Annotated in this window: 11 protein-coding genes; 5 read left to right on the forward strand and 6 right to left on the reverse strand. The window is 56.6% G+C overall.

Annotated features, from left to right (window positions below):
* Window positions 1-50: 50 nt before the first annotated feature.
* A complete protein-coding gene (gene clcA, locus GXP72_RS04025) occupies window positions 51-1,451 on the forward strand; it encodes a H(+)/Cl(-) exchange transporter ClcA (RefSeq protein WP_048990258.1) in 1,401 nt (466 codons plus the stop codon).
* A gap of 85 nt (window positions 1,452-1,536) precedes the next feature.
* Window positions 1,537-1,881, forward strand: a complete 345-nt coding sequence (gene erpA, locus GXP72_RS04030; protein WP_013095643.1) for an iron-sulfur cluster insertion protein ErpA — start codon at window positions 1,537-1,539, stop codon at window positions 1,879-1,881.
* A gap of 93 nt (window positions 1,882-1,974) precedes the next feature.
* Here the strand turns inward: erpA and GXP72_RS04035 are convergent, their stop codons facing one another.
* From GXP72_RS04035 to mtnN, 3 genes are read right to left on the reverse strand one after another with little or no spacing between them, the layout of a single operon-like run.
* Entirely contained in the window at window positions 1,975-2,592 is a 618-nt protein-coding gene (locus tag GXP72_RS04035) for a TRIC cation channel family protein (RefSeq protein ID WP_024907514.1), read from the reverse strand.
* A gap of 27 nt (window positions 2,593-2,619) precedes the next feature.
* Window positions 2,620-3,420, reverse strand: a complete 801-nt coding sequence (btuF, locus tag GXP72_RS04040) for a vitamin B12 ABC transporter substrate-binding protein BtuF (protein ID WP_024907515.1) — start codon at window positions 3,418-3,420, stop codon at window positions 2,620-2,622.
* Window positions 3,413-4,111 (reverse strand): 5'-methylthioadenosine/S-adenosylhomocysteine nucleosidase, encoded by a 699-nt coding sequence (mtnN, locus tag GXP72_RS04045; protein ID WP_024907516.1) that lies wholly within the window; start codon window positions 4,109-4,111, stop codon window positions 3,413-3,415. The genes btuF and mtnN overlap by 8 nt, the downstream gene beginning before the upstream one ends.
* 82 nt (window positions 4,112-4,193) lie before the next feature.
* On the opposite strand from mtnN, the gene dgt reads away from it, so the two are divergent.
* From dgt to cdaR, 3 genes are all read left to right on the forward strand, one after another.
* Complete coding sequence (gene dgt, locus GXP72_RS04050; RefSeq protein WP_024907517.1) at window positions 4,194-5,708, forward strand: dGTPase; 1,515 nt, start codon at window positions 4,194-4,196, stop codon at window positions 5,706-5,708.
* A 131-nt stretch (window positions 5,709-5,839) separates the two neighbouring features.
* On the forward strand, window positions 5,840-7,276 hold the full coding sequence (gene degP / locus GXP72_RS04055; RefSeq protein WP_090418991.1) for a serine endoprotease DegP: 1,437 nt from the start codon (window positions 5,840-5,842) through the stop codon (window positions 7,274-7,276).
* 146 nt (window positions 7,277-7,422) lie between these two features.
* Window positions 7,423-8,580, forward strand: coding sequence for a DNA-binding transcriptional regulator CdaR (gene cdaR, locus GXP72_RS04060; RefSeq protein ID WP_045327810.1), 1,158 nt, complete (start codon window positions 7,423-7,425; stop codon window positions 8,578-8,580).
* A 59-nt stretch (window positions 8,581-8,639) separates the two neighbouring features.
* Here cdaR and GXP72_RS04065 read toward each other — a convergent pair whose 3' ends face one another.
* The 3 genes from GXP72_RS04065 to glnD form a co-directional block, all read right to left on the reverse strand.
* The gene (locus GXP72_RS04065; protein ID WP_008501916.1) at window positions 8,640-9,029 is read right to left on the reverse strand and encodes a DUF3461 family protein; all 390 of its coding nucleotides are present in this window, start codon (window positions 9,027-9,029) and stop codon (window positions 8,640-8,642) included.
* Between the two features lie 111 nt (window positions 9,030-9,140).
* Complete coding sequence (dapD, locus tag GXP72_RS04070) at window positions 9,141-9,965, reverse strand: 2,3,4,5-tetrahydropyridine-2,6-dicarboxylate N-succinyltransferase (RefSeq protein ID WP_008501915.1); 825 nt, start codon at window positions 9,963-9,965, stop codon at window positions 9,141-9,143.
* A gap of 32 nt (window positions 9,966-9,997) precedes the next feature.
* Window positions 9,998-12,673, reverse strand: a complete 2,676-nt coding sequence (glnD, locus tag GXP72_RS04075) for a bifunctional uridylyltransferase/uridylyl-removing protein GlnD (RefSeq protein WP_208763512.1) — start codon at window positions 12,671-12,673, stop codon at window positions 9,998-10,000.
* Between the last annotated feature and the right edge of the window lie 22 nt (window positions 12,674-12,695).

The following is a 12,695-nucleotide window of genomic DNA, read 5'->3' on the forward strand; positions in this document are numbered from 1 at the left end:
GTCTCTGGTAAAATCCCCGCGGCTTTTTGTATGACGAATAAGAACAGGACATGAAATCAGATTCTCCGTCTTTTGAAGAACAACAGTTTACGCGCGCCCGGCACCGGGTCAGTATTCGGCGGCTGCTCAATCGCGATAAAACGCCGCTGGCGATCCTGCTGGCCGCTGCCGTGGTGGGGACTCTCGCGGGGCTGATTGGCGTGGCGTTTGAAAAAGCGGTTAATGCCGTACTCAACTGGCGAGTGGGCACCGTGGCCGGTTTCGCCGATAGCGAATGGCTGGTCTGGGTTTGGGCATTTGGGCTGTCTGCGCTGTTTGCCATGGTGGGGTATTTTCTGGTGCGTAAATTCGCGCCGGAGGCGGGTGGGTCGGGCATCCCGGAAATTGAAGGTGCGCTGGAGGAGCTGCGTCCGGTGCGCTGGTGGCGGGTGATTCCGGTTAAATTCATCGGCGGCATGGGTACGCTGGGCGCAGGCATGGTACTTGGCCGGGAAGGGCCCACGGTACAGCTGGGGGGGAACGTCGGCCGCATGGTGGGCGATCTGTTTCGGATGCGAAGCGCCGAAGCGCGCCATACGCTGCTGGCTACCGGTGCGGCGGCGGGGCTGTCGGCGGCGTTTAACGCGCCGCTGGCGGGCATTTTGTTCATTATCGAAGAGATGCGCGCGCAGTTTCGCTACAACCTGATCTCCATTAAAGCGGTGTTTACCGGCGTCATTATGTCGAGCATCGTCTTTCGCCTCTTTAACGGCGAAGGGGCGGTCATTGAGGTGGGTAAACTGACCAACGCGCCGGTCAACACCCTGTGGCTTTACCTAATCCTCGGCATGATTTTTGGCGTGGTGGGGCCGCTGTTTAACACCTTTATCCTGCGCGCTCAGGATATGTTCCAGCGCATTCACGGCGGGAACACCACGAAATGGGTGCTGATGGGCGGTCTGCTGGGCGGAATGTGTGGCGTGCTCGGGTTTATCGAGCCGAATGCCGCAGGCGGCGGGTTCGGGCTGATTCCCATTGCGGCGGCGGGGAATTTCAGCGTGGGTCTGCTGCTGTTTATGTTTATCTCCCGCGTCATCACGACGGTACTCTGTTTTTCCTCCGGCGCGCCCGGCGGGATATTTGCCCCGATGCTGGCGCTGGGGACCTTGCTGGGCACCGCGTTTGGTATGGCGGCTGAAGTGGGTTTTCCCGCCTATCATCTTGACGCCGGGACCTTTGCCATCGCCGGAATGGGAGCGCTGCTGGCCGCATCCCTGCGTGCGCCGTTGACCGGGATCGTGCTGGTGCTGGAGATGACGGACAATTACCAGCTCATTTTGCCAATGATCATTACCTGTCTCGGCGCGACACTATTAGCCCAGTTCCTGGGTGGAAAGCCGCTATACTCCACCATCCTAGCGCGTACTCTGGCAAAACAAGAGGCTGAACGGGCCGCAGCGCAGAATACTTGAATGAATTACCAGGGTATTAGATAATGACACAAAGAATTGGGTGAATTTTACCCAATCGCAGTAGCAGTATTCATGGGAGCAAATGATGAGTGATGATGTAGCGTTGCCGCTGGAATTTACCGAAGCAGCAGCCAACAAAGTGAAAACCCTGATTGCAGACGAAGACAATCCGGATCTGAAACTGCGCGTCTATATTACCGGTGGCGGCTGCAGCGGCTTCCAGTATGGTTTTACCTTTGACGATCAGGTTAACGATGGCGATATGACTATCGAGAAACAGGGCGTTGCGCTGGTGGTTGACCCGATGAGCCTGCAATATCTGGTGGGCGGTTCGGTGGATTACACCGAAGGTCTGGAAGGTTCGCGCTTTGTGGTGACCAACCCGAACGCAACAAGCACCTGCGGGTGTGGTTCTTCGTTCAGTATTTAAGAGGGTGCGGGCTGTTGCCCTCACCCCGGCCCTCTCCCACAGGGAGAGGGAGAAAAGACTAAAAACGGTAACCGTCAGGTTACCGTTTTGCTTTTACCGGTCATCCAGCGCAAACGTCGGCAGCTTCAGGTGCCAGCGTATCGCCGCTAAACGTATCACCAGCGTCACGACCATCCCCAGCATCGCGGCGTTTTCCAGCGGAAGTGCAAACGTGTAGTACGCGGTCGCGTGGACAATGCCCCCCGCGATACAGGCCGTTGCGTAAATTTCAGTACGCAGGATCATCGGTACTTCACGCGCCAGAATGTCGCGAATGATCCCACCGCCCACGCCGGTTAATACGCCCATACAGATTGCCACCATTGGACCGGTACCCGCATTAAACGCCTTATTGACGCCAATACCGACAAACACGGCCAGGCCGACGGCATCCAGTACCGGCAATATCCATTTGGGTAATCTGCGGGGCTGGCGAACCAGCACAATGGTTAACAGACAGGTGACCATCGCGACCACCAGATCGGTAGGATCTTTCACCCAAAACACCGGGCCATTCGCCAGCGCCATATCGCGGATTGTCCCGCCACCGACGGCGGTCACGACCCCAAGCACCAGCACGCCAAAAGGATCCATGCGTAGTTTTCCGGCGAGCAGGACGCCGGAGATAGCAAAAACGGCTGTGCCAAGAATATCCAGCCAATAAACGAGCATCGTTAAATCCTCGAAAAGGGTCTTATGTTAGTGACTCTCTGCCAGCGCGGCACAGAGCTGTTTTGCGGCGAGGATAATACGCGGGCTGGCGCGTTCAAACCAGTCGCTGTTAAGGGGAATTACCGGTATTTTTAGCTGCCGTTGCCAGAATTGTTCAATTTTGGGAATTTCGCTCGCATTTCCGACCACGACGATAGCCTGCGGCTGGCGCGCCAGGACCTGTTCACGGCTAACCTGGGGCCACGGCACCCGGCTGGCTGCAAAGATGTTTTCACCGCCACAGACTTCCAGCACCTGGTTCTGAATCGACCCTTTTCCGGTGGTGAACAGCGGCTGGCTGCCAAACTGCAGGAAGATGCGCTTTTTAACAGGGGTATCGTATCGGGATTTCAGCGCGGCATAGTCGCTCAGCATCTGTTTCGCCGCCGCCTCGGCTTTTTTGGGCGTAGGGCTATAGGGTGCCAGGGCGCGTAGCGCCTGAGCGACTTGCTCAATGCTGACGGCATCAATCCACATCACTTTTATGCCAAGTGAGGTGAGCTGGTTGACCTGCCGCTCGGCGTTACCGCCGCGCCAGGCCAGCACGAGATCCGGTTTAAGCGCCACGATGCGCTCAAGGTTCATCCCTTGCCAGGTGGCGACTTGTTCAATTCCCGCGGCCTGCGGCGGATAATCCGAATAGCTACTCACGCCAACGGGCGTGATCCCGGCGGCAAACGCCAGTTCCGTATTTGCGGGAGAGAGTGTAATCACGCGCGGTACAGCATAGAGCCACAGCGGTGCGAGAAGAAGCAGGGCGGCCAGCGCCCTGACGGTATGTTTAGCCACGTGCCAGATTCTGCACCAGGCGTTCCACCATCACGGTGGACTGTTTTGCCGCAACGGTCAGGAACTCGTCGAAGCTGATGTGGGACTGCTGGTCTGCCACGTCAGAGATGGCGCGAACCACCACGAACGGTACGCTGAAGTTATGGCAAACGTGCGCAATCGCGGTCGCTTCCATCTCAACGGCAACCGCCTGAGGAAAGTTATGACGGATTTTCGCCAGCCCAACGGAGCCGTTGATGAACGCATCACCGCTGACAATCAGACCGCGTACCGCGTTGAGGTTGAGTTCTGCGATGCAGGTCTCCGCCGCCGCAATCAGTTTGTCGTCAGCTTTAAAAGCAGCAGGGCAGCCCGGGAGCTGACCGTACTCGTAACCGAACGCGGTGACGTCAGCATCGTGGTAACGCGCTTCGTCGGAGACAACGATATCACCCACCTTCAGCGTCGGCGCCAGGCCGCCCGCAGAGCCGGTATTCACGATCACATCCGGCTTGCAGCGCTCAAGCAGCAGGGTTGCACCCAGCGCAGCTGCCACTTTACCGATGCCTGATTTCAGCAGAGCCACGTCAACACCGTTCAGCTGGCCGGTGTAGATCTCACAACCACCAAGAGAGAGGGTCTGACGGTTCTCAATTTTGTCACGCAGCAGCGTAACTTCTTCTTCCATTGCACCAATAATGCCGATTTTCATAGATTTACTCGCGATGTGCCTTGTTAAGATGCATAGTCTATCATGCGGTTAAGGGGAAACGCATTCTCACGCGGGGGAGCACATGGCACCAATCGATTTTCGCACCAAAATTAACTGGCACCGACGTTTCCGTTCGCCGCAGGGCGACAAGAGCGAACATGAGATCCTGCGTATCTTCGAAAGCGATCGCGGGCGGATCATTAACTCGCCAGCCATCCGCCGTCTGCAGCAAAAGACCCAGGTCTTTCCGCTTGAGCGTAACGCCGCGGTGCGCACGCGCTTAACCCACTCCATGGAGGTGCAGCAGGTCGGGCGCTACATTGCTAAAGAGATTTTAAGCCGTCTCAAAGAGCAGCGTTTACTGGAAACCTATGGTCTGGACGAGCTGACGGGGCCTTTTGAGAGCATCGTTGAGATGGCCTGCCTGATGCATGACATCGGCAACCCGCCTTTCGGCCACTTTGGTGAGGCGGCGATCAATGACTGGTTTAAACAACGGCTTTACCCTTCGGATGCGGTAAGCCAGCCGCTGAGCGACGACCGCTGTATCGTACGCGATTTACGCCTGCGTGAAGGCGAAGAGGGGCTGAACGATCTGCGACGCAAAGTGCGCCAGGATTTGTGTCACTTTGAGGGCAACGCGCAGGGGATCCGGCTGGTCCACTCCCTGATGCGCATGAACCTGACCTGGGCACAGGTCGGCTGCATTCTGAAATATACCCGCCCCGCGTGGTGGATGGGAGATACGCCCGCGTCCCACAGCTATTTAATGAAAAAACCGGGCTATTACCTTTCCGAAGAGGCCTATATTGAACGGCTACGTAAAGAACTTTCATTGACGCCAAACGGCCGCTTTCCATTGACCTGGATTATGGAAGCCGCCGATGATATTTCCTATTGCGTGGCCGATCTGGAAGATGCCGTTGAGAAAAGAATCTTCAGCGTTGAGGAGCTTTATCAGCATCTTTATGCGGCCTGGGGTACCCATGAAAAAGGCTCGCTGTTTGCGCAGGTTGTCGAAAATGCCTGGGAAAAATCGCGCTCAAATACATTAAGCCGTAGTACAGAAGACCAGTTCTTTATGTATTTGCGGGTCAATACATTAAATAAACTGGTGCCGTATGCGGCGTCGCGCTTTATTGATAATTTACCGCTTATCTTCAGCGGGGAATTCAACCACGCGCTGCTGGAAGATGACAGCAGTTTCAGCCAGCTCCTCGAGCTTTATAAACATGTGGCGATGCGGCATGTATTTAGCCATCCGGATGTCGAGCAGTTAGAGCTGCAGGGTTATCGGGTAATCAGTGGGTTACTGGAAATTTATTCCCCGTTGCTCCAGCTGTCGGTCGACGAGTTCAGCGAGCTGGTGGAACACGAGCGCGTGCGCAGAATACCTATCGAATCGCGTCTTTATCAGAAACTTTCTACCCGGCATCGTCTGGCGTATGTCGAAGCGATTGGCAAGCTGGATCGCCACTCTTCCCAATGGCCGGTGATGGAATATTATTATCGCAGCCGTCTAATCCAGGACTATATCAGCGGCATGACGGATTTGTATGCCTGGGATGAATACCGCAAGCTGATGGCGGTGGAATAATCCCGGAGTTTTGTAAAGACGGCCAATAAATTTTTACCTTTTCCATAAACTTATCGCCGGAACTAAGCGGTATAAAACGAATCTGAGTTACACAGCAATTTTGCGTTACCTGTAAATCGAGATTGAGAAACATGAAAAAAACCACATTAGCAATGAGTGCACTGGCTCTGAGTTTAGGTTTAGCGCTGTCTCCTCTGACTGCTACTGCAGCCGAGACCGCGTCGTCGGCAGCAACCGCGCAGCAGATGCCAAGCCTGGCACCGATGCTCGAAAAAGTGATGCCATCGGTGGTGAGTATTAACGTTGAGGGCAGTACGACCGTCAATACGCCGCGTATGCCGCGTAACTTCCAGCAGTTCTTCGGTGACAACTCGCCGTTCTGCCAGGACGGTTCGCCATTCCAGAGCTCTCCGTTCTGCCAGGGCGGTGGCGCAGGGGATGACAGCCAGGGCGGCGCCCAGCAGCAGAAATTCATGGCGCTTGGCTCGGGGGTAATCATTGATGCAGCGAAAGGCTATGTCGTCACAAACAACCACGTTGTTGATAACGCGAACAGCATTAAGGTTCAGCTGAGCGATGGCCGTAAGTTCGACGCCAAAGTGGTGGGTAAAGACCCGCGCTCCGATATCGCGCTGATCCAGATCCAGGATCCGAAAAACCTGACGGCGATTAAAATTGCCGACTCTGACGCGCTGCGCGTGGGCGACTATACCGTGGCGATCGGTAACCCGTTCGGTCTGGGTGAAACCGTGACATCCGGTATCGTCTCTGCGCTGGGTCGTAGCGGCCTGAACGCGGAAAACTACGAAAACTTCATCCAGACGGATGCGGCGATCAACCGCGGTAACTCCGGCGGTGCGCTGGTGAACCTGAACGGTGAGCTGATCGGTATCAACACCGCGATTCTGGCACCGGACGGCGGCAACATCGGGATCGGCTTTGCTATCCCAAGCAACATGGTGAAAAACCTGACCGCGCAGATGGTGCAGTATGGCCAGGTGAAACGCGGCGAGCTGGGTATCCTCGGGACCGAGCTGAACTCCGAACTGGCTAAGGCGATGAAAGTTGACGCCCAGCGCGGGGCATTTGTCAGCCAGGTGATGCCGAACTCCTCCGCGGCGAAAGCGGGTATTAAAGCGGGTGATGTCATCACCTCCCTGAACGGTAAGCCGATCAGCAGCTTTGCCGCCCTGCGTGCCGAAGTGGGCTCAATGCCGATTGGCAGCAAAGTGACCCTCGGCCTGCTGCGCGACGGTAAGCCGGTTAACGTGAGCCTGGAGCTGCAGCAGAGCAGCCAGAATCAGGTGGATTCCAGCACCATCTTTAGCGGTATTGAAGGTGCCGAGATGAGCAATAAAGGCGCAGACAAAGGCGTGGTGGTGAACAACGTGAAAGCGAATTCACCGGCAGCCCGTATCGGCCTGAAAAAAGGCGATGTGATCATGGGCGCTAACCAGCAGCCGGTGAAAAACATCGCTGAACTGCGCAAGATCCTCGACAGCAAGCCTTCCGTGCTGGCGCTGAATATCCAGCGTGGTGATACTTCGCTTTATCTGCTGATGCAGTAATCCTCTGAAGCCCCTGTTCACAGGGGCTTTTTCGTTTCTGTGATTCTTGCCACAACTCCATACATCTCCCTCTCTCTTTGTGCATTCGCACAATGCAGCCGCCGCTGAACTTCCCTATGCTTGAGCTCTGCTCACTGGAGGGTTCTATGGCTGGCTGGCATCTTGATACCAAAATGGCGCAGGATATCGTGGCGCGCACCATGCGCATCATTGATACCAATATCAACGTGATGGATGCCCGCGGGCGCATTATTGGCAGCGGCGATCGCGAGCGTATTGGGGAATTGCACGAAGGCGCGCTGCTGGTGCTTTCCCAGGGGCGGGTCGTGGATATCGACGATGCGGTAGCGAAACACCTGCACGGCGTCCGTCAGGGCATCAATTTACCGCTGCGTCTTGAAGGCGAGATTGTGGGGGTCATCGGCCTGACCGGCGAGCCCGAGTCACTGCGAAAATACGGTGAGCTGGTCTGTATGACGGCAGAGATGATGCTGGAGCAGTCGCGCCTGATGCACCTGCTTGCCCAGGACAGCCGCCTGCGTGAAGAGCTGGTGATGAACCTTATCCAGGCGGAAGAGCACACGCCCGCGCTCAGCGAATGGGCGCAGCGTCTGGGGATCGATCTGAACCAGCCGCGCGTGGTGGCGGTGATTGAGGTCGATAGCGGCCAGCTTGGCGTAGACAGCGCGATGGCCGAGCTGCAGCAGCTGCAAAATGCGCTGGCGACGCCGGAGCGCGACAACCTGGTGGCGATCGTTTCTCTGACGGAAATGGTGGTACTCAAACCAGCGCTCAACGCGTTCGGCCGCTGGGATGCGGACGATCATCGTCGTCGCGTGGAGCTGCTGATCTCCCGGATGAAGGAGAATGGTCAGCTGCGTTTTCGCGTTGCGCTGGGCAACTACTTTACCGGGCCGGGCAGCATCGCCCGCTCCTGGCGTACCGCGCGCACCACCATGATGGTGGGCAAGCAGCGGATGCCGGAGAGCCGCAGTTATTTCTATCAGGACCTGATGCTGCCGGTGCTGCTCGACAGCCTGCGCGGGGGCTGGCAGGCCAATGAGCTGGCGCGGCCATTAGCGCGTCTGAAAGCCATGGACAATAACGGCCTGCTGCGCCGCACATTGCAGGCATGGTTCCGTCATAACGTGCAGCCGCTGGCGACGTCAAAAGCGCTGTTTATTCACCGCAATACCCTGGAGTATCGGTTAAACCGAATTTCAGAGCTGACGGGGCTGGATCTGGGGAATTTCGACGACAGGCTGCTGCTGTATGTGGCGCTGCAGCTGGATGAACAGCGATAAGGGTTTCACCCTCTCCCTGTGGGAGAGGGTCGGGGTGAGGGCATCAGGCCGCACTTAACTTATTTGTTGCGGGTTAACTTCTCAAGATCCGCTTCAATCTCGCTGATCTTATTGGTCACAACGCTTTCAAGGTGACGCAGATCGTCAAGGATCTTACGCTTGAGATCGACTTCGGTGCGGTCGCGCTGGCAGATCTGATCGAGTTCATCGATCACATAGCGCAGGTTAGGGCTGATTTCCTGTACTTCTTTGTATCCCTGTCCTACACCGTCAGCAACAACGGTCTTACGCTGGCGTGGATATTTAAACTTCACGCTTTTGGCGAAAAACTCTCCTTTGTCCTTGTGAAAATAGATTTTCAGAATATCGTTATTGGCTTCCTGACGGAGGCTGTAACGATCAATTTCATCAGGATTGGTAATGCCCAGACTTTTCAGATTATCGTACATAGCGGTACCCTTGATCTCAACATAACCTTTGAATAATTAACGAAAAAATCTATTTTCGCCACCCTCAGATACAAAAAAAGCGGGGTTGCCCCCGCTTTTTGTTATACCCGATTAATCGATGGTGCGCAGCAACTCGTTGATGCCCACTTTACCGCGCGTTTTCGCATCCACTTTCTTCACGATAACCGCACAGTACAGGCTGTATTTGCCATCTTTAGACGGCAGGTTGCCGGAAACCACCACGGAGCCCGCCGGAACGCGACCGTAGTGAACTTCGCCGGTTTCACGGTCATAAATACGGGTGCTCTGACCAATGTAAACGCCCATGGAGATCACGGAGCCTTCTTCAACGATCACGCCTTCAACCACTTCAGAGCGCGCGCCGATGAAGCAGTTGTCTTCGATGATGGTCGGGTTAGCCTGCAGTGGCTCCAGAACACCACCGATGCCTACGCCGCCGGACAGGTGAACGTTTTTACCGATCTGCGCGCATGAGCCGACCGTCGCCCAGGTGTCAACCATGGTGCCTTCGTCAACGTAGGCACCGATGTTCACGTAGGATGGCATCAGGACGGTGTTGCGTGCAATGAAAGCGCCCTGACGCACTGCCGCAGGTGGCACCACGCGGAAGCCTTCTTTCTGGAAACGCGCTTCGTCGTAGTCAGCGAATTTCATAGGGACTTTATCGAAGTAGCGGCTTTCAGCTCCGTCGATAACCTGGTTATCGTTGATACGGAAAGAGAGCAGAACGGCTTTCTTCAGCCATTGATGAGTGACCCACTGACCGTCGATTTTTTCTGCCACGCGCAGCGCGCCGGAATCCAGCAGGGAAATCACCTGGTTTACCGCTTCACGGGTCACGGTATCCACATTTGCCGGGGTAATCTCGGCACGACGCTCAAAAGCGGACTCAATAACGTTCTGTAACTGCTGCATTGTTTACTCTTTCCATTTCACTAAAAAACATATCACCCTTTATCGTTTGGATTGAGGGCTGCTGTCAACCGTTGTTGCACTTCAAGCTGCAGGTCATTATTAAGGGCACGCCGGTCCGCTGTCGCGATTATAAATAAATCTTCTACTCGCTCGCCAATCGTTGTAATTCGGGCGCCATGGAGCGAAATTCCCAGATCGGCAAAAACCTGGCCGACGCGGGCGAGCAGCCCCGGCTGGTCGAGCGCGATCAGCTCCAGGAACGATTTACGGTCGGTGTGGGTCGGCAGGAAGTTGACCTCGGTATCGACGGTAAAGTGGCGCAATTTCGCTGGCTGGCGACGCGGCTGCGGGGGCTGCCAGCTGCGCTGGGTAATCGCCTGTTCCAGACCAAAACGTATCCCTTCATGCCTGTCCGATGACAGCGGGCTGCCGTCCGGCTCCAGCACGATAAAGGTGTCCATTGCCATGCCGTCGCGGGTGGTGAAAATCTGCGCGTCGTGAACGCTCAGGTTTCGCCTGTCCAGCTCGGCACAGACCGCAGCAAACAGATAAGGTCGGTCCGGGCTCCAGATGAAAATCTCCGTTCCGCCTCGGGTAGCCTGAGGGCTCAGCAGAATCATTGGCTGGGACAGGTCGTGCTTCAGCAGGTGCCGCGCGTGCCACGCAAGCTGGTTTGGGCTGTGGCGGACAAAATAGTTGGCACGGCAGCGGGCCCATATCTGGTGTAGCGCCTCTTCATCAATGTTATCCATCCGCAGCAGCGCCAGCGCCTGCAGCTGGTGATGGCGCACGCGCTCGCGCATGTCCGGGGTGTTTTGCATCCCGCGACGCAGCTGTTTTTCGGTAGCGAAGTGCAGCTCGCGCAGCAGGCTCTGCTTCCAGCTGTTCCACAGCGTTTCGTTGGTGGCGCAGATATCGGCCACCGTCAGGCAGACCAGATAGCGCAGACGGTTTTCCGTCTGAACCGCTTCCGCGAACTGCTTGATCACCTCAGGATCCTGAATGTCACGACGCTGCGCGGTAACCGACATCAGAAGATGATGGCGTACCAGCCAGGCCACCAGCTGCGTTTCACGTGAGTTCAGGCCGTGCAGCTCGGCAAATTTCAGTACGTCCTGTGCGCCCAGCACCGAATGATCGCCGCCGCGACCTTTGGCGATATCGTGGAACAGGGCAGCAATCAGGATCAGTTCCGGGTGGGTCAGGCGCGGCCATAGCTCCACGCACAGCGGATGGCGGGAGCGCGTCTCTTCTTTTGCAAAGCTTTCCAGCTTGAGCATCACGCGGATCGTGTGTTCATCCACCGTGTAGGCGTGGAACAGATCGAACTGCATTTGCCCGACAATGTGCGACCACTGCGGCATATAGGCCCACAGCACGCTGTGGCGGTGCATCGGCAGCAGCCCACGACTGACGGCGCCCGGGTGGCGGAGCATGCTCAGGAACAGCGAGCGCGCTTCCGGGATATAGCACAGCGGCTCCGTCAGATGACGGCGCGCATGGCGCAGATGGCGCAGGGTGGTGGAGTAGATCCCGGTGATGGTGCTGTTGCGCACCATGGTATAGAACATCCGCAGAATCGCTTCCGGCTCGCGGATGAACAGCGTTTCGTCGCGCAGATCGATAAGCGTGCCGCGCAGCTGGAATTCGTCATCAATCGGGCGCGGTTTCTCATCCGCCGTCAGGGCCAGAATGGCCTCGTCGAACAGCTGCAGCAGCATCTGGTTCAGCTCGGTCACCCGGCGGGTGACGCGGAAGAAATCCTTCATCATGTGCTCAACCGGCTCGTTGCCTTCGCCCTGATAATTCAGGCGCTGCGCCACGCTGAGCTGGCGGTCAAACAGCAGACGGTTATCGTAGCGGGTGACTTCCAGATGCAGGGCAAATCGAATGCGCCACAGCAGGTGCAGGCACTCGTTCAGCTCGTTACGCTCTGCCTCGGTTAAGAAGCCGAAGCCGACCATCTCGTCCATCGAGGTGGCGCCAAAATGGCGGCGAGCGACCCACTGCAGGGTATGGATGTCGCGCAGGCCGCCGGGGCTGCTTTTAATATCGGGCTCAAGATTATAGCTGGTGCCGTGGTAGCGCTGGTGACGCTGGTTTTGCTCCTCGACCTTCGCGGCGAAGAACTTTTCTGACGGCCAGAAGCCGTCGCTGAAGATGTGCTTTTGCAGCTCCAGAAACAGCGCGACGTCGCCAATCAGCAGACGGGTTTCAATCAGGTTGGTGGCGACGGTCAGGTCGGATAACCCTTCCAGCAGACACTCTTCCAGGGTGCGCACGCTGTGGCCGACCTCCAGCTTCACGTCCCAGAGGAGCGTCAGCAGTTCGCCAATTTTTTGCGCCTGTTCGTCCGGCAGCTTTTTGCGGCTTAAGATCAGGAGATCGATATCGGAAAGCGGATGCAGCTCACCGCGGCCATAGCCCCCGACGGCAACCAGCGCAACATCACTGATTTGCCCAAACCCGTAATCGATCCACAGGCGCTGCAGAAGCTGGTCGATAAATTCGGTGCGCGCTTCAATGAGCTGCTCGGCCGACACGCCTGCGTCGAACGCGCTGCCCAGCCAGCGATGGAAAACATCCATGTGGGCTTTAATATGCGCGCAGGTCAGCTCGTGCGACGGCCAGACGCCCGGGTTATCGGGCTGGTCGGGAAGGGTGGGAAGTGCTGTGTTAGCATACTGTTCGGGTAAAAGATTACTCATCGTGCGCCACCCATAAGAAAAA

The organism is Enterobacter sp. SES19, assembly GCF_011765665.1.
In the GTDB taxonomy this organism is placed as follows: domain Bacteria; phylum Pseudomonadota; class Gammaproteobacteria; order Enterobacterales; family Enterobacteriaceae; genus Enterobacter; species Enterobacter pseudoroggenkampii.

Bases quoted from the DNA above. Each gene is read 5' to 3' on its own strand.
- cdaR (WP_045327810.1), top strand. From the start codon at position 7,423: ATGGCTGGCTGGCATCTTGATACCAAAATGGCGCAGGATATCGTGGCG.
- degP (WP_090418991.1), top strand. From the start codon at position 5,840: ATGAAAAAAACCACATTAGCAATGAGTGCACTGGCTCTGAGTTTAGGT.
- clcA (WP_048990258.1), top strand. From the start codon at position 51: ATGAAATCAGATTCTCCGTCTTTTGAAGAACAACAGTTTACGCGCGCC.
- glnD (WP_208763512.1), bottom strand. From the start codon at position 12,673: ATGAGTAATCTTTTACCCGAACAGTATGCTAACACAGCACTTCCCACC.
- erpA (WP_013095643.1), top strand. From the start codon at position 1,537: ATGAGTGATGATGTAGCGTTGCCGCTGGAATTTACCGAAGCAGCAGCC.
- GXP72_RS04035 (WP_024907514.1), bottom strand. From the start codon at position 2,592: ATGCTCGTTTATTGGCTGGATATTCTTGGCACAGCCGTTTTTGCTATC.
- dapD (WP_008501915.1), bottom strand. From the start codon at position 9,965: ATGCAGCAGTTACAGAACGTTATTGAGTCCGCTTTTGAGCGTCGTGCC.
- mtnN (WP_024907516.1), bottom strand. From the start codon at position 4,111: ATGAAAATCGGCATTATTGGTGCAATGGAAGAAGAAGTTACGCTGCTG.
- dgt (WP_024907517.1), top strand. From the start codon at position 4,194: ATGGCACCAATCGATTTTCGCACCAAAATTAACTGGCACCGACGTTTC.
- GXP72_RS04065 (WP_008501916.1), bottom strand. From the start codon at position 9,029: ATGTACGATAATCTGAAAAGTCTGGGCATTACCAATCCTGATGAAATT.